Annotated in this window: 13 protein-coding genes and 2 pseudogenes; 7 read left to right on the top strand and 8 right to left on the bottom strand. The window is 70.5% G+C overall.

What is annotated here, in order from left to right; genetic code table 11:
- Positions 1-25 precede the first annotated feature (25 nt).
- Complete coding sequence (locus ACH4K4_RS28235) at positions 26-841, bottom strand: helix-turn-helix transcriptional regulator (RefSeq protein ID WP_398171138.1); 816 nt, start codon at positions 839-841, stop codon at positions 26-28.
- 71 nt (positions 842-912) lie between these two features.
- Between ACH4K4_RS28235 and ACH4K4_RS28230 the strand changes: the two genes are divergently transcribed.
- Both ACH4K4_RS28230 and ACH4K4_RS28225 read left to right on the top strand, forming a co-directional pair.
- Entirely contained in the window at positions 913-1,626 is a 714-nt protein-coding gene (locus ACH4K4_RS28230; RefSeq protein WP_398171136.1) for an SDR family oxidoreductase, read from the top strand.
- Between the two features lie 1,241 nt (positions 1,627-2,867).
- Positions 2,868-3,005, top strand: coding sequence for a hypothetical protein (locus tag ACH4K4_RS28225; protein WP_398171134.1), 138 nt, complete (start codon positions 2,868-2,870; stop codon positions 3,003-3,005).
- Positions 3,006-3,233: 228 nt separating this feature from the next.
- On the opposite strand, the gene ACH4K4_RS28220 is transcribed toward ACH4K4_RS28225, so the two are convergent.
- From ACH4K4_RS28220 to ACH4K4_RS28205, 4 genes are all read right to left on the bottom strand, one after another.
- The gene (locus ACH4K4_RS28220; RefSeq protein ID WP_398171132.1) at positions 3,234-5,789 is read right to left on the bottom strand and encodes an FtsX-like permease family protein; all 2,556 of its coding nucleotides are present in this window, start codon (positions 5,787-5,789) and stop codon (positions 3,234-3,236) included.
- 55 nt (positions 5,790-5,844) lie between these two features.
- On the bottom strand, positions 5,845-6,579 hold the full coding sequence (locus tag ACH4K4_RS28215; RefSeq protein ID WP_398171325.1) for an ABC transporter ATP-binding protein: 735 nt from the start codon (positions 6,577-6,579) through the stop codon (positions 5,845-5,847).
- Positions 6,580-6,898: 319 nt separating this feature from the next.
- Complete coding sequence (locus ACH4K4_RS28210; protein ID WP_398171323.1) at positions 6,899-7,516, bottom strand: response regulator; 618 nt, start codon at positions 7,514-7,516, stop codon at positions 6,899-6,901.
- 47 nt (positions 7,517-7,563) lie between these two features.
- Positions 7,564-8,922 (bottom strand): sensor histidine kinase, encoded by a 1,359-nt coding sequence (locus ACH4K4_RS28205; protein WP_398171131.1) that lies wholly within the window; start codon positions 8,920-8,922, stop codon positions 7,564-7,566.
- Between the two features lie 854 nt (positions 8,923-9,776).
- Here ACH4K4_RS28205 and ACH4K4_RS28200 point away from each other — a divergent pair.
- The 3 genes from ACH4K4_RS28200 to ACH4K4_RS28190 are packed head-to-tail and all read left to right on the top strand — an operon-like array spanning position 9,777 to position 12,621.
- The gene (locus ACH4K4_RS28200; RefSeq protein WP_398171129.1) at positions 9,777-10,853 is read left to right on the top strand and encodes a type III polyketide synthase; all 1,077 of its coding nucleotides are present in this window, start codon (positions 9,777-9,779) and stop codon (positions 10,851-10,853) included.
- The gene (locus tag ACH4K4_RS28195) at positions 10,850-11,416 is read left to right on the top strand and encodes a cupin domain-containing protein (RefSeq protein ID WP_398171128.1); all 567 of its coding nucleotides are present in this window, start codon (positions 10,850-10,852) and stop codon (positions 11,414-11,416) included. The genes ACH4K4_RS28200 and ACH4K4_RS28195 overlap by 4 nt, the downstream gene beginning before the upstream one ends.
- A gap of 29 nt (positions 11,417-11,445) precedes the next feature.
- Positions 11,446-12,621: a cytochrome P450 gene (locus ACH4K4_RS28190; protein WP_398171126.1), complete on the top strand. Its 1,176-nt coding sequence runs from the start codon at positions 11,446-11,448 to the stop codon at positions 12,619-12,621.
- A gap of 258 nt (positions 12,622-12,879) precedes the next feature.
- Here the strand turns inward: ACH4K4_RS28190 and ACH4K4_RS28185 are convergent, their stop codons facing one another.
- Positions 12,880-14,382, bottom strand: a complete 1,503-nt coding sequence (locus tag ACH4K4_RS28185; RefSeq protein WP_398171125.1) for an MFS transporter — start codon at positions 14,380-14,382, stop codon at positions 12,880-12,882.
- Between the two features lie 210 nt (positions 14,383-14,592).
- On the opposite strand from ACH4K4_RS28185, the gene ACH4K4_RS28180 reads away from it, so the two are divergent.
- A complete protein-coding gene (locus ACH4K4_RS28180; RefSeq protein ID WP_398171123.1) occupies positions 14,593-15,099 on the top strand; it encodes a MarR family winged helix-turn-helix transcriptional regulator in 507 nt (168 codons plus the stop codon).
- 249 nt (positions 15,100-15,348) lie between these two features.
- Here ACH4K4_RS28180 and ACH4K4_RS28175 read toward each other — a convergent pair.
- Positions 15,349-15,555, bottom strand: a pseudogene (locus tag ACH4K4_RS28175) (tyrosine-type recombinase/integrase); the annotation flags it as partial.
- Between ACH4K4_RS28175 and ACH4K4_RS28170 the strand changes: the two are divergent.
- A pseudogene (locus tag ACH4K4_RS28170) lies at positions 15,556-15,858 on the top strand (transposase); the annotation flags it as partial.
- Between the two features lie 9 nt (positions 15,859-15,867).
- Here the strand turns inward: ACH4K4_RS28170 and ACH4K4_RS28165 are convergent.
- Positions 15,868-16,284, bottom strand: coding sequence for a hypothetical protein (locus tag ACH4K4_RS28165; RefSeq protein ID WP_398171122.1), 417 nt, complete (start codon positions 16,282-16,284; stop codon positions 15,868-15,870).
- Between the last annotated feature and the right edge of the window lie 182 nt (positions 16,285-16,466).

The following is a 16,466-nucleotide window of genomic DNA, read 5'->3' as shown; positions in this document are numbered from 1 at the left end:
TGGCCCGGCCCGGCTTCCCGCTGTTTCAGGCCGCCTGCCCGGCCAGCCTGTGCAGGGTCCGCGCGGCAGGTGATCCGGGGTCGGCCGTGATCAGGACGACTTCCTGGTCGTCCTCGGGCACGAGCAGGACGTCGCAGTTCAGCCGCAGCGTGCCGGACTCCGGGTGGTCGAGCGTCTTGGTGCGGTGCCCGGGAGCATGGACCGGGCGTGTCTCCCAGATCTGTCGGAACTCCTCGCTTCCGGCATGCAGTTCGGCCAGCAGAGCGGTCAACTCCGGGTCATGCGGGTAGCGGTCGGCGGCCCGGCGCAGCCGCGCCACCACGATGTGCCCGAACTCCTCGGTGCCGGAGCTCTCGTACGTCCGCCCCCGGCCCAGGAAGCGGCGCCGGGCCAGGTTCGTCGTCCCGCCTTCGAGGTCGCCCCCGAGCAGTGCCTGGGCCAGGGGGTTCCAGGCGACGACGCCGTACGCCGCATCGGTGACGATGGCGCCGGTCTCCGGCAGCCGCTCCAGCATCCGGGCCACGTGCGGGCGTACTCGCCGCACGGCGCTGATGCCGGGCGGCGCGCTCGATCCCGCCAGACGGAACAGGTGGCTGCGCTCGGCCGGCGTGAGCCGCAGTGCCTGGGCCAGCGCGTCCAGGATCCGGGCCGATGGCCGCGGTCCCCGGGCCTGCTCCAGCCGTGTGTAGTAGTCGACCGACATGTGGGCGAGCTCCGCCATCTCCTCGCGGCGCAGGCCCGGTGTGCGGCGAGCGGTGCCCGTCGCCGGGAGGCCGATCTCGTGCGGGCGCAGGCCCGCCCGGCGGTCCCGCAGGAAGCGGGCCAGTTCCTGACGTGCCATGTCACCTCCGGTCGCTTGCCTGGTACAGACTGTCCCTGGCAGGGCACCCACCGCGAGGGGACCGTAGTTCCATGAACGATCGCACTGCTCTGGTCACCGGTGCCAACAAGGGCATCGGCAAGGATATCGCCCGGCTGCTCGCGGCCGAGGGCTTCGCCGTGTACGTGGGCTCCCGCGACCCCGGGCGCGGACAGCGGGCCGTCGAGGAGATCGGCGCCGGCGCCCGCCCGCTGGTCCTCGACGTGACGGACCCCGACGGCATCGCACAGGCCGCGGCTCAGGTGGACCGCCTGGACGTGCTGGTCAACAACGCCGGCATCGCGCCCTCCCTCGCCCCGCCGGCCGAGACCCCCGTCGAGGAATACCGGCGGGCATACGAGACCAACGTATTCGGGGTGGTGGCGGTGACCAATGCCTTCCTGCCCGCCCTCCGCCGGTCCCCGCACCCGCGTATCGTCAATGTCTCCAGCGGCACCGGGTCGCTGACCTGGAGCACACATCCCAACCCCCAGTTCACCCCGGGAAGCGGTGGCGCCGCCGCCTACCGGTCGTCCAAGGCCGCCCTCAACGCCCTCACCGTCTTCTACGCCCAGACGCTGGACAAGGACAGCTTCAAGGTCAACTCGCTCGCCCCCGGCCTGCGGGCCACCGACCTCAACGCCCGGGCCGCCGCCGGCGGTGACCCGGCCGAAGCCGCGCAGGGCGCACTCCGCCTGGCCCTGCTGCCGGACGACGGCCCCACCGGCGGCTTCTTCTCCTGGGACGGAACGCCCGTGCCCTGGTGAGCGCGTTGAGATCCGGAAGCGCTCGGCGGGGCGGAGGTGGTGCTGGCTGATGCCGAGATCCGGCTCCGGGCCCAGACGAGGACGGAAGCCCTCCCAGGCTACGAGGGCATCATCTGATCATTGGCTCGGTAGGTCGATCGGCCATGAAGCCGTCCGCCTTCCAGCAAGGGCAGGACTTATGGCAGGAGGGACCACTCCTTCCCTTCTGCACGCCTACGTTGTCGTTGATCTCGGGCATCACCCGGAGCTCGCCGAGCTCATCCGCGGCGTCCGTACCGCGCCAAGGACGACCCGCTCGCCCACGCCGGCGACCCGTGGTTCCACATCACCCTGTACCAGCTGAGCCAGAAGGCTGCAGCCGAGGTCTCCGAGGCTGAACGACAAAACCTCATCAAGGCCCTGACCGTACAGATGCACTCCGTCGAGCCCTTCACCGTCACGGTGGGCAGCCCACTGCCGTACGGCTCGGGGATCATTTTCGATCTCAGCCCCGACGAGCCCTTGAACGCTCTGCGTGCTGCCGCCACCCGCGCCTTCGAGGCCGTGCTGGGCGCCGACGCCACTTCCTACGACACTGCCGTCCTCCACATCACCGAGTCGTACGCCACCGCCGAAGTCCCTGGAACACTTCCACCGGACCCATCGACGGGTACGCCGAGTGCGCCCCAGCCACGCTCCCCTTCACATCGACTCCATCGAACTGGTCGAGGTCACCGGCAACACGGAGGCGAGGACCATCACCTGGGTGATCTGCGTCATTCCCTGATACACCGACCCGGCGATTCCGTGATGCCGCAGCGGTGATCGAGGTAGGTTGCGCGCCACGTGCAAGGGTGTCGTTGGCGAAGCCCCGTCGCTCCACCGAACCCCCTCCTGGGCTGTCCAGGCGGGCGCGGCGGTCGGGGGCGGCAGTGCGACGGGCTTCCCGCATCTTCGCCTCGTACAGGTGGTCGCGGCCTTGTGCCAGGTCGTCCAGTGCGCGGCGCGGCGCCTGTTGCGCGCCTGTGTCAACGGCCCGCAAAGCACAGGCCTGCCCCTGCGCCGTGCAGGCGCACCACGGTAAACGGTTCTGCACGCGAAGGCGCAGCACTGTTGCTGCTGTGCTGGTCAGTGGGATGGCAGGCTCGGGGTGGGGGAGTGGCGTATGCGGGGTGCCGGGGGCGAGGGCGTGCGTGCCGGTCGCGGAGTGGGTGTGCAAATGTCCGTGTTCTGTAAGGGCCAGTCGCATTTTCAACGAGGTGGTGGGCGAGCGCAGCCACCAGCTCCAGCACGTCTTCCAGAACCGCCGCGATCACATGTGGGACAACAAGCGCGACACTGCCACCCTGCGCGACCAGCACCGCCACGCCATCGACTCCGAACGCTGGGGACGCCGCTGACCTGGTCGCCGGTGACGGCAGCGGGACCGGGCGCCGACCAGGCCCCCGCCGGTGTCCGGTGCGTACGGCCGCCCTCACCCCAACCTGGCTCAGCGGGGAGCGGTGCCGCCTGCCCTGCCACGAGCGGGCGGTGACGGCGCAGCAGTTTCCGACACCATTGCCGGGGCGATCCGGGCCCTGCCCTGATCCGGAGACAGCAGTGGCCGACCTTCATGGGGCGGGGTGAGGTCAGGATTCCGCGATGGCTTCGAGGGGGCTGAGGTTGGCGGCTCGGCGGGCTGGGAGGGCGGCGGCGAGGGCGCCGGCCGTGAGGGAGAGCAGGCAGGTGAGCAGCAGTGTTCCCCACGGGAGGGAGAACGTGTACTGCTTGATGGAGCCGTTGGCCAGGGAGCCGACGGTCCAGGCACCGAAGATGCCGCCGGCCAAGCCAAGGGCGGTGCCGAAGGCGGCGACGGTGAGGGCCTCCAGGCGGATCATGGAGCGGATGCCGGCGCGGTGCATGCCGAGGGCGCGCAGGGTGCCGATCTCCCGGGTGCGGTCGGCGATGGACAGGGCGAGGGTGTTGGCGATGGCGAGGGCGGAGATGGCGCTGCCGAGGAGGAGCAGGGCGTAGAGCATGCTGAGGAGGGGGCCCATCGCGCCGGCGGCCTGCTGGATTACGTCGTCGCGGCTTTGGATCTTCAGTAGCGGGTTGTTGCCGGTGGCGTCGAGGAGTTCGGTTTTGGACAGGCCGTTGGTGTTGGCGGAGACGAGGACGCGCTGGAAGTATTCGGTGTTCTTGTTGAGGTGTTGTATTTCGCTTCGGTCTCCGATGGCGTCGGGGGCGGTGGGGTTGTCCCGGTAGACGCCGATGACGGTGTAGGACGTGGGGTTGGCCCGGTCCGGGCCGGGGGCGGTCGTGGTCTTGCTGCCGGTTTTGAGGCCGTTGGTGCGGGCGGTGGTTTCCGAGACGGCGATGCTGCCCGGCTTGAGGCCGGTGAGGGAGCCGGTGACGAAGTCGAGCTTGAGGACGGAGGTGAGGGTGGCCGGGTCGACGCCGGTGACGTTCAGCACCTTGCCGATGGGCAGCGGGCTGTCGGCGATGGCGCTTGCTGTCCGTACCCCTGGTGTGCGGGCGATGCGTTGGATGGTGGCCGGGTCGATGCCGGCCGTCTGCTCGGTGCTGATGAGGTAGTCGGCGGTGAGTCCGTCGGCGGCCTGCCGGTCGAGAGCCTGGGCGCTGGAGTGGCCGATGGTGGCGAGGGCGGCGACCAGGGCGGTGCTGACGAAGAGGGCGGAGGCGGTGGCGGCGGTGCGGCGGGGATCGTGCAGCGCGTTGTCGCGGGCCAGGCGGCCGGTGACGCCGGTTCGGGTGGTGAGCCGTCCGGCGGCCCGGATCGTGGGGCCGGCCAGGGTCGGGGCGAGCAGGAGCAGGCCGGTACCGAGGAGGGCGGCGCCGAGCATGGCGTTCTGGAGGTTCTCGTCCGAGGCGTCCTGGGCTGCGGAGAGGGAGATGAGCAGTGCGGCGCCGCCGAAGGAGAGCAGCAGCCCGGCGATGGCCCGGAGGCGGGAGCGGGCGGCGGGCGGCGGCTGGTGGGAGGTGCGCATCGCCTCGACCGGCGCGATCTTGGAAGCTTTGCGGGAGGGCAGCCACGCGGCGAGGACGGTGATGCCCACGCCGACGAAGAGGGCGGCGAGCACGGGCACCGGGCCGATGACGAGGGGCCCGGTGGGCAGCGTCTTGCCGTGGACGGTCATCAGGCGGGGCATGGCGGTGGCGATGCCCAGGCCGAGCACGAAGCCGAGGGCGGAGGAGACCAGGCCGGTCAGGGTGGCCTCGCACAGCAGGGCGCGGACCACTTGGCGGCGGGCGGCGCCGATCGCCCGGAGCAGCGCGATCTCCCGGCTGCGGCGGGCGACGAGCATGGTGAAGGTGTTGACGATCAGGAACGAGCCGATGAAGAGCGCGACGACGGCGTAGCTCAGCGCGATCTTCTCGTTGCCCCGGAGCAAGACGCTGATGTGCCGGTTCTGCTGCTCGGTGAGGGCGCTGCCGGTCCGGACCTCGGCATGGTCGGCAGGGAGCCGGGCGGTGACACGCCGGGCCAGCTGATCGTCGGAGACGCCGCGCGTGGCCGTCAGGTCGATCGAGGAGTAGCCGGGCATGGAGAACAGCCGGCGGGCGGTGGCCTTGTCGAACAGCGTCAGGGTTCCGTCACCGGAGGTGATGCGGGTGTCCTTGGTGGTGACGATGCCGACGAGGTGCTTGGTCATGACCGGGCCGTCGGTGGCAAGGGTGACCGTGTTCCCGAGGGCGAGCTTGCCGCGGGCGGCCGTGGTGCTGTCCACGGCGATCTCATCGGCGCTCCGGGGCGCGTGGCCCTTGACCACCGGGAAGCGCGGGTCGTTGCCGTCCTGGCCGGGAAGCCAGGCATCCGCCCGGTTGCCGTGCCCGTCGTCACTGCGCAGCGGGCTGCCGTCGGCGGCGTTCAGTACGGCGGAACCGTAGATCGAGGGCCGGACGGAGGAGACACCGCTGAGGCCGGCCAGCCGCGCGACGAGGGCGTCGTCGAGTACCGGGCTCGTGTCCTTCGGCGCGCGCTGCCCGGGCCGGGGCGGCTTCGGGCTGATACGGACGGCAGTGTCGGCATAGTTCGCGGAGGCAGCGGCGCGGTGGGCGGCCGTGGAGGTCTCGCCGAAGACCAGAGTGCCGCTGATGAAGGCGACACCGAGGCAGACTGCCAGGACGGTCATCAGCAGGCGGGCCTTGTGCGCCAGCACGTTGCGCAGGGCTGTTTTCAGCATGAGTGCGGTTCCGGAGCGTAGAAGGGGAAAGGCGGGGGATCGGCCAGAGCCAGGGTCAGCTGGTGCGGCCGTGCGCGTCGAAGTCCTTGATGCGGTCCAGCACCCGGTCGGCGGTGGGCTCGGTCATCTCGTCGACCAGCCGGCCGTCGGCGAGGAAGACGATCCGGTCGGCATATCCGGCGGCCACCGGGTCGTGCGTCACCATGACGACGGTCTGGCCCAGCTCGCGCACGCAGTCGCGCAGGAAGCCGAGGACCTCGGCGCCGGCGCGGGAGTCGAGGTTGCCGGTCGGCTCGTCGGCGAAGATGATCTCCGGGCGGGAGACCAGAGCACGGGCGACCGCGACGCGCTGCTGCTGCCCGCCGGAGAGCTGGGCCGGGCGGTGGCCGAGGCGATGGGACAGGCCGACCGTGGTGACGATGGTGTCCAGCCACCGGCGGTCGACATCGCGTTCGGCGATGTCCACGGGCAGGGTGATGTTCTCCAGCGCGGTCAGGGTCGGCAGGAGGTTGAACGCCTGGAAGATGAAGCCGATCCGGTCCCGGCGCAGCTCGGTGAGCTGCCGGTCGCCCAGCGCACTCAGTTCGGTGGCACCGATGCGCACGGATCCGGAGGAGGCCGAGTCCAGGCCGGCGACGCAGTGCAGCAGGGTGGATTTCCCGGAGCCGGAGGGGCCCATGATCGCGGTGAACTCGCCCTTGCGGAAGGCGATGCTGATGCGGTCCAAGGCGACCACGCGGGTGTCACCGCTGCCGTAGGCCTTTGACAGGTCCGACGTGCACGCCGCGATGCCGGACGTGGGCGGCGAGGGCGCGCGAGGCGTGGGGCGTGTGCTGGGGGAAGGGCATAGGGGAGACTCCGGCAGCGGGCGAGGAGAGGGCCGTGTACGGACACGGACCGGGAACGCGCACCATCATCACCCTGCCTGACCTGCACAGACATCGCCCGTGAGGCTGGATGTGCCCTCCGTCGCCGGACAGATGGATCAAGGGCCGGCAGCCCGGTCGGTTCCCCCTGGAAGGGGACGCCCGCCTCTGTCGCCCGGCGGAGAGCGGGCCCCGGCCAAGCCGTCGGCGCCGGGGCCGCCGGAAGGTACGCCGCGGACCGGGTCAGGCGATCAGACCGGTGCGGTGGGCGAGGAGAGCAGCCTGGACACGGCCGGTGGCGCCGGTCTTGTCGAGGACGGCCTCGACATGGGTCTTGACGGTGCCGAGGGTGATGCCGAGCCGGTCGGCGATGTCCTGGTTGGGCAGCCCCTCGCCGAGCAGGGTCAGTACCTGCCGTTCCCGGGAGGTCAGCCGGGCGATGCGCTCGTCGAGCTCGGGCACAGCGGGCTTGAAACCCTGGATCATGCGCGTCACGACCACGCCGGTGACCTGCGGGGACAGTACGGAGTCCCCGGCGGCCGCCGCCCGCACCGCACGGATCAGCTCCTCGGGCCCCTCGTTCTTGAGGAGAAAACCGCACGCTCCCTCGCGCAGCGCGGTCAGGACGTTGTCGTCGGTGCCGAAGGTGGTCAGCATCAGTACGCGGGGCACCGGATCCAGGGCGAGCAGCGAGGGGATCGCGGCGAGCCCGTCGTGCACAGGCATGTAGACGTCCAGCAGAACGACATCGGGGTGGTGGGTGGCGGCTTCTTCGACCGCCGTGCGGCCGTCGCCGGCCTCGGCGACCACCTCGATGCCCTCCGCATGGCTGAGGATCATCCCGACCGCGGCCCGGATCATCGTTTCGTCGTCGGCGAGCAGGACACGGACGGGTGCGGTGGTGTCGGTCACGGGCTCTTCCAGGGGGTGGTGTCGTGCACCGTCGTAACGGTGAAGGAATCGATGGCGATCAGTCGCCGGTGAGCGTCGAAGCAGTGGCGCACCACAGGCACGGTGTCGGCTGGCCGGTGATCGGGGCGCGGGACGAAGGCATAGGCGCAGACGGTCGCCGCAGAAGGCCGGGCGGGTTCCCGCCCGGCTGCGGCGGCTCTGGCGTCCAGGGAATCGTTGCCCCCGGCGGCATGGAATTGCTCAAGGGTCATACCGATGCGGGGCTCCGGCAACGGCGGCGATGGCCGGGGCGGCTCGGCGTACGCGAAGCCGATCCCGGAGAGGACCAGCGCCGTCACGGCGGCCAGGCCCCCGGCGAGCATCAAGGACCGGATCGCCCCCGGAGTTCGCCTCCTGGCCAGAGCCGGCGCGATCACCGGGTCGGGCACCGGGGCAGGCTCCTCGGCCGCGGAACGGGTCATCGCCGCGCCGGCGCCGCGCAGGGGAAGGTGCGCGGCGAGCCGGAAACCACCCTCGGGCAGCGGCCCGGCGGTGAAGCACCCGTCCAGGACCTCCACGCGCTCCCGCAGGGCAGACAGCCCGCGGCCCGTACCCGCGCCCTCGGCGACCGCGGAACGTGGCGGGGCGGTGTTGTGCACGACGACCTGCACGGTATCCGCGTCGTGGGTGACCGCGACGGTGACCTCGGCGCCCGTCGCGTACCGGTGCACGTTGGTCAGGGCCTCGCGCACCACGCGGTGCACCGCGCGCCGGACCGGCACCGGCGCGTCCGTCAGGTCCGGCCCGGTCCACTGCGAGGTGACGTTGATCCCGCCCGCAGCCGACTGGGCCGCCAGCTCCTCGATGTCGGCACGTGTGCCGATCCCGCCGGTCAGTGCGGCCCCGGCCTGCGTGTTCGTGCCCAGCGGGTCCAGGACCCCCAGCGCCTGGTGCAGTTCGCGCAGCGCGTCTCCCACGGTGGTGCGCACCGTGGCGGCGTCCGGGCGCAGCGTGGGAGCAGTCTTCGACAGGGCGAGTTCCAAGCCGCCGACGTGCAAGGAGGCCAGGCTCAACCGGTGGCCGACCAGGTCGTGCATCTCGGCGGCGATCCGGGACCGTTCCTGGGTGCGGGCCTCGCTGTCGGCCAGGGCGCGGGCCCGTTCGGACGCCTCCGCCCGCGCCCGCAGGGCCTCCATCAGCCGGGCCTCCTGCCCGACAAGGGTTCCGACCAGGCCGGGCAGCACGACGGAGGCCACCATCAGCACCAGGCCCAGGACGATGGCGAAGGGCAGGGAGGCCGGGCCCGTCCACGCGGTGGCTGTGGCCACCATCGCCGAACCGACCGGGAGGGTGGCTGTGAGAGCCCACAAACTCATGCGGCGCCGTCCGGGAGGCAGCACCCGGGAGACCGTGTAGGTGGCTGCCGCAGCGACCGGCCCCAGAAACGGCAACAGTCCTGCCGAGGCGGTCAACAGCAGCAGGACCGGTTGCGGATGACGGCGGCGCAGCGGATACACGAGGGCAGCTACACCGACCGCCGCAAGTTGGATGCCCGGCCGCGGCATCGCCCATCGACCCAGCACTGCCGCCCCCAGCAGACCGGTGAACACGGCCGCCAGAGCCCCCTCCATCACCGCGCGCCCCCGCCCCGGGGCCAGAACCGCGCGGGCGCTCACGATGGTGCGAAGGGTACGGCTAACCAGGGACATGCCCCCAGTATCGACACATGCCTCATACACGGATGTAACCCCACGGAACGATCCGCCTCCGTCGAACGACGGAGCACCGACGGCCGAACGACCGGCACCGACTCAGCGGCCGCGTCTGCCAGGCGCGGAAGGAGATCGGACAGCTCGGCGCCGGCGACCGGGCACTGTACGAGCCCCAGCCGGGAGATACGGGCCGGTGGGACTGGGGCGGCGACGTCCCCTGAGAACCGGGTTACCGCCGAGACGGACGCAGCGGCTGCGGCACGGTTCCGCCCGGACCGCACCGCCCCGCAGGCCGGCGGCGCCCCCTGGACCCGTGCCCGGCGAGCTCGGCATCGACATCTTTGTTGCCCTGCCCCCCCGCACAGTGCTGCCCCGCACAGTGCATCCCCCGGGGCGGTCTTCCTCGGATCACCCGTATGGCCCGTGAGCAGGTAGGGGGGAACTGGACGTGTGATGATCGACACGTGCGCGTCGGGGGCAACGGAGGCACTTTCGTGCCGATGGGGTAAGGGGGTCGCATGGCGACCTTGTGCCGGCCGGCCGTCTCGGTTCCGGAGCACGTCATCACCATGGAGGAGACGCTCGAACTCGCACGCTCGCGGCATGCGGACCATCCTCAGCTGGGTCTCGCGTTGCGCTTGATGGAGAACACCGGGGTGCGGACCCGGCACCTCGTGCAGCCGCTCGCTGAGACACTCGCGCATCCGGGCTTCGAGGAACGCAACAAGTTGTATGCGGCCGAGGCCAAGGCGCGGGTACCGCTGGTCGTGCGGCGCGCGCTGGAGGACGGCGAGCTGTCGGCCGCAGAGATCGACATGATCATCTATGTGTCCTGCACCGGGTTCATGATGCCCTCGCTCACCGCCTGGCTGATCAACACCATGGGTTTCCCCTCCCATACCCGGCAGATACCGATCGCTCAGCTGGGCTGCGCGGCGGGCGGGGCGGCCATCAACCGGGCCCACGACTTCTGTACGGCCTATCCGCAGGCGAACGCGCTGATCGTGGCATGCGAGTTCTGCTCCCTGTGCTATCAGCCCACCGATACCGGTATCGGATCGCTGCTGTCCAATGGCCTGTTCGGCGACGGGATGGCCGCAGCGGTCGTCCGCGGGACGGGCGGCCACGGTATCCGCCTGGAGCGCAACGGCTCGTATCTCATCCCGGGGACGGAGGACTGGATCGCGTACGACGTACGGGCCACGGGCTTCCACTTCCTGCTGGACAAGCGCGTGCCGGGCACCATGGAGCCACTCGCCCCCGTGCTGCGCAGCCTCGCCGATGAGCACGGCTGGGACGCCTCAGACCTCGACTTCTACATCGTGCATGCCGGCGGGCCGCGGATCCTCGACGACCTGAGCACCTTCCTCCACGTCAGACCGGAGGCGTTCCGGCACAGCCGGGCCACGCTCACCGAATACGGCAACATCGCGAGCGCCGTCGTCCTGGACGCGCTACGCCGGCTGTTCGACGAAGGCGGCGCCGCCGACCAGGCGCGCGGCCTCCTGGCCGGGTTCGGCCCGGGCATCACGGCCGAGATGGCACTGGGCCGCTGGAGCCGCACGCCAGGACGCTCGCGCAAGGAAACCCGATGACCGAGCACGCTCACACCGCCCCCCTACCCGCGGACAGCGCTCTGATCGTGCCCCCCGGGGCAGGCCGCACCCTTCATGCCGCCGCCCAGCACGTGACCTTCAAAGTGACCGGCGCGCGGTCGCGCTTCGCATCCAGCTTCGAAGTACGCGTACCACCAGGCTTCGACGTCGGCGCGCACGTCCACACGCGCAGCGAGGAACTGTTCTACGTCCTTGAAGGCGAACTCGACGTCCTCGCCTTCGAGCCGCAGGTGCGCACCCCGGACGATTGGCGGGGATGGCGATCGCCGAAGGGCGAGCGGGTGGTCCGCGCCACGCCCGGCACCGTCATCCTGGTCCCGCCCGGCTGCCCGCACGCCTTCGCCAACCCCACCGACGTCCCGGCCCGGATGTTCTTCCAGTCCTCCCCACCCCCGGACCACGAACGCTACTTCGAAGAACTGCTGACGATCCTGTCCGCCGACGGGCCCGTGGACCATGGCGCCATCGCCGCACTGCGCCGCCGCTACGACATCGAGCAGCTCACACCGCTGCGCCATGACCTACCGGCGAGGAGCCAGTAATGCAGGACGGACCCGCTCCCTTGTACGAGGTGTCAGACTTGCCCGCCCTCGACTTCGACCCCTTCCTGCGCGACGCGCTGCGGGCCGGACCGGTCATCCGGGTCCGGCTGCCGCACGGAGCCCCCGGCGAGTGCTGGCTGGCGACAGGGCACGACGCCGTCCGGTTCGTCACCTCTGATCCCCGGTTCAGCCGCGACATCGTCGGCCGCCCCCTGCCCAGCATGAACAAGTACCTCGTCCCGCTGGACCGCGCGGTCAGCTTCGTCGACCCGCCCGGCCACACCCGCGTCCGCTCCGTGGTCTCCCCGGCGTTCAACCGCTCCGGCATGGCAGACCTGCGGCCGCGCGCTCAAGACGTACTCGACGAACACATCGACTCCATGGTCGCAGCCGGACCACCCGCCGACCTCGTCCAGCACGTGACCTCCCCCTTCCCCCTGCATGTCATCGGAGCGCTGCTGGGCGTGCCGGAGGCTGACCGCCCGCGCCTGCGCTCGTGGGCGGGCGCCATCCTGACCCGGGCGAAAGACGAGGCCGGGGTCGAGCGCGCCCGGCAAGCCAAAGAGGAAGGCCGCGCATTCTTCCGTGAACTGGCCCGCGAACGTCGGCTCCATCCGCAGGACGACCTCATCAGCGAACTGGCAGCCGCGGCCCAGAGCGGCAGGATCGAGGAAGAAGAAGTCCTGGCCCTGGCCATGCTGATGGGGATCAACGGCTGGCACGCGGTACGCAACCACACCACCAACATGGTCTATCTCCTGCTCACCGATGACAGCCTGAGGAACCGGCTGCGGTCCGACCCCCACGCCGTACCGGTGGCCGTGGAGGAACTGCTGCGCTGGATCCCCCACAAGCACGGCGTGGGACAAGCCCGCATCGCCACCGAGGATGTCGAAGTGGAAGGCGTGCTGATCCGCCGCGGCGAGGCCGTCTACGTCTCCTACGTGGCAGCGAACTGGGACGAGCGGTGCTACACCGCACCGCACCGGATCGACATCGACCGCGAAGGCCCGCCCCACCTGGCCTTCGGCTACGGCCCCCACAGCTGCCTGGCACCACTGCTGGCTCGCATGGAAGCCGAACTGCTGCTGACCACCCTCATCACGCGCCTCCCCGGCCTGCGGCTGGCCATTGATGCCGCAGCCGTTTCCTGGCAGAAGGACGTACTCATCCGAGGGCCGGTGGCACTCCCGGTCACCTGGTAGACACCGAATCCCGCGACACACGGCGGCAGACAGCTGGGCGCTTAGGGTCTGGAGGCGCACGTCCCCAGCCTCAAGGGGTGCTCGCCGCGCGACGTCGTTGTCGATTCGCGACGGTGGAGGAGGGACCTGCGGCGAGGTGGTCGACGGTGGTGAAGGCCTGCCGTACGCCTTGTAGGTCGTGCTTGGCGAACCGCTCGGCTGGGGCGAGCACCTCGGGGCCCCGCCCTGTCTCGGGCGGGGCCGGGGTGGTTTCAGGGGTCAGTCCTTGCCGGCGAGGGCGTGGCGGGAGTCGTGCTGGGTGTCGGCTGCGGTCCGGGGGGCTGGTTGGCGGGGGTCGTGGCGGACGAGGGCGGCGGCGGTCAGGGCGGCGAGGGTGAGGATGCCGGCGGCCCACCAGATGGCGGTGGCGTAGCCGTGGACGAGAGCGTCCAGCGGCGGGCGTCCAGCTGTCGGGTGGTGGTGGGCGTAGGTGGTGGTGGCGCTGGCGGCGATGGTGTTGAGCAGGGCGGTGCCGATGGCGCCGCCGATCTGCTGGGAGGTGTTGACCATGGCGGAGGCGACGCCGGAGTCCTGAGGCTCGACGCCGACGGTGGCCAGACTGATGGCGGGCATCATGGCGGCGCCCAGGCCCAGGCCCATGACGAACAGGCCGGGCAGGACCACGGCCGCGTACGAGCTGTGGGGGGTGATCTGGGCGAGGATGGCCAGGCCCGCGGCGGCGACCAGGAAGCCGGGTGCCATCAGCCGGCGCGCCGGCAGGCGCGGGGTCAGGCGGGTGCCGATCTGGGTAGCGCCGATCATCATGCCGGCCGTCATCGGCAAGAACGCCACACCGCACACGAGCGGGCTGTAGCCGAGGACGATCTGCAGGTAGAAGGTCAGGAAGAGAAACAGGCCGAACATGCCGATGACCGCCAGGCCCAGCGAGAGGTAGGCGCCGCCGCGGTTGCGGTCGAGGACGACCCGCAGCGGCAGCAGCGGAGTCGTCACCCGGCGTTCCAGGACCACGAAGGCGGCCAGCAGGACCAGACCGGCGCCGGTGAGGCCGAGGGTGGCGGCGGAGGTCCAGCCGTTGGTTTCGGCTTGGGTCAGTCCATACACGAGGCAGACCAGACCGCCGGTCGCGAGCAGGACACCGGGGACGTCCAGCTTTCGGCTGCGGTCGTGGCGGGTGCCGGGGTCGCGGACGAGGGCTATGGCGCCGGCCGCGGCGGCGACGGCGAAGAAGATGTTGACCAGCAGCGTCCAGCGCCAGTTGAGGTACTCGGTCAGGGCGCCGCCCAGCAGCAGGCCGATCGCGGCTCCGCCGCCGGCCAGCGCACCGTAGATACCGAACGCCTTCGCGCGTTCCCTGGCCTCGGTGAACATCACCGTCAGCAGGGACAGGGCGGCGGGCGCCAGCAGCGCGCCGAAGACACCCTGCAGTGCCCGGGCGCCCAGCAGCATGCCGGTGTTGACGGCCGCCCCGCCGAGCACGGAGGCGGCGGCGAAGCCGAGAACACCGGTGACGAAGGCGCGCTTGCGGCCCCACAGATCGGCGATGCGCCCACCGAAGAGCAGCAGGCCGCCGAAGGCCAGGGCGTAGGCGGTGACGACCCACTGCCGACTGGTGTCGGAAAAGCCCAGGTCATGCTGGGCTGAGGGCAGGGCGATGTTCATGACTGTGCCGTCGAGGACGACCATCAGCTGGGCCAGGCAGATGAATACCAGGGCACGCCAGCGCCGTGGATCTGGCTGGGATGCATGGGTGGGCAGAGACATGACAGAGCTACCTCTCGACTGTGAAGGACGGGGCGGGACAGTAGTGCGGCGGCGTATTGCCGGGCCGGGTGTGGCTGCCCGCGGGAAAGGGCGGGGGCAACGCCACCCGCAAGTACTTCCACCATAGAATCATTCTGGGATGGAAGTACAATCGACGCTGGAAGCGCCCCTGAGCGGGCAGGGAGTGCAACGGAGGAACGGACGAGCGAGATGGACCACCCAGACGAACAGCGGAAAGCCCTGCAGGAGCAGGTGCAGGACCGGCTCCTGGTCTACGGGGCCGACCACACCGACCTGCGGCGCAGCTTCGCCACCTGGCTCCAGCTGCACCCCACCGACGCCGCCGCCCTGATCGAGATCGCCAACACCGAGCACAGCGATACGCCCCTGACCCCGGCCCGCCTCAGCGAGCGCATCAACCTCTCCCCGGCCGCCACCTCCGCCCTGCTCAACCGCATGGAACAGGCCGGCCACATCGTGCGCACCCGCGAACACAGTGACCGCCGCGTGGTCACCCTGCGCGCCGGCGAACAGGCCAAAGCCCTCGCCGAGCAGTACTTCACCCCCCTGGCCGACCGCCTGGACCGCGCCATGGCCCACTACCCGCCCGACGTGCTGCGCCAGTTCGCCACCCTCCTGCACGACATCCACCAGGCCAACCGCACCCACCTGGACGAAGCGGCACAGGCCCCGGCAGACCCCGGCCGGACACCCTGACACCCTCGCGCCTTGCCAGGAGCCGTACCACAGCCGGACATCAGCCCTCTTTCGGCTGCGGCGCACCTGGAGTCCGGGCCGCCGGGGCGGCCCCGTGTGCTCAGTGGCGGCCCCAGTGCTTGATGTCGACGAGGTGGCGGTGGTCGTTGCGCAGGGTGGCGGTGTCGCGGCGGTTGCCTCAGACGTAGGTGCGGCGGTCCTGGTACTCGGGCGAGCGCGGCGGATGCCACCGGTACCCCATCTTCTTGATCACGTCTGGTGCCCCCACAGCCTCGGGTGACGCTGCAGCTGAGTGCGCAGGAGCAGCCGGTTGCGGCACTCGTCCGAGACGCCGGTATAGAGCGCCGTGGTGCTGGCGTATTCGTGGCCGACCTGGTCCTGCACGAACCGCTCGGGATAACCGAACTCGACGAGATGCGTCACGTAGCTATGGCGCAGTCCATGCAAATCGAGGGCTGGACCTGGCTGATCATCGCCGCGCACACCCAGGTCCGCCTTTTGCGCGGGGCCACCGCCGACTTGCGGCGGCCGGGGGAGCAGCCTGCCGAGCCCGGCCGGCTCACCCCGGCCTGAGTCCGCCGGGGGTTCCGGAACCTCCGCCCGCGCCTGCACTGTCCAGCCCGTGCACCGAAACCCTCAACACCTGGACCAGGAAGACCGCTTGGCTCCAAAAATTGCCGTCCCACGACCCTCTATGACGTCGGGGAGACGACCAGACGGCCCGGGAGCAGCATCGAACGCGACAGCCTCAGAGGTTAGAAGACGTGCTCAGGGCCCATGCTGGTCCAGGACGCGGTCTCGGTATGCACGCCAGGCATCGAAAGCCGACTGGGCGCAGCCCGCAGTGAGGAAGTCTCCCGACCCGGTGTCGAAGGCCCGTGCTTTCAACGCATCGGCGACCGCGATGGCGGCGTGAGCTGCTGCTTCGCTGCCGCCGTGGATGAAGAGGCTGACTCCGGCGACCGGCGCGTCGTCAGCCTCGTTGACCGGGGTGCTGATGGAGAAGCCGGGACCCTCGTAGTCGCCCCAACCGCTCGCCGAGTACTCGATGCCCGGCAGCATCTCTGCAAGGACAGCACGAACGTCGCGACCTGCGCCCAGACTCGGTGGCTCCCAGTCGTCGGGGATCTCGTCTATCGCCTCGATCTCGGGCGGAAACCGCATGATGTATACATCCCAGCTCACCCGCACAATCTACGCGCCAGCACTGACACTCAGCCCGGCCCTGAACCGACCGCCTGGTTAAAAGACAAGCTCCAAGCCTGTGTCATGGCCCCGGCCGGGCGCTCGCCTTGGCCAGTCAGAGGAGCAGAATTCACGTTCAGGTGGAGGTGTTCCCTGATCACATGGATGGGATTAAGGGCATC

This window comes from Streptomyces sp. NPDC017529, assembly GCF_044329785.1.
Classification (GTDB): domain Bacteria; phylum Actinomycetota; class Actinomycetes; order Streptomycetales; family Streptomycetaceae; genus Streptomyces.
The sequence above is the reverse complement of the archived record's forward strand: the minus strand, read 5'-3'. Positions and strand labels throughout refer to the sequence as shown.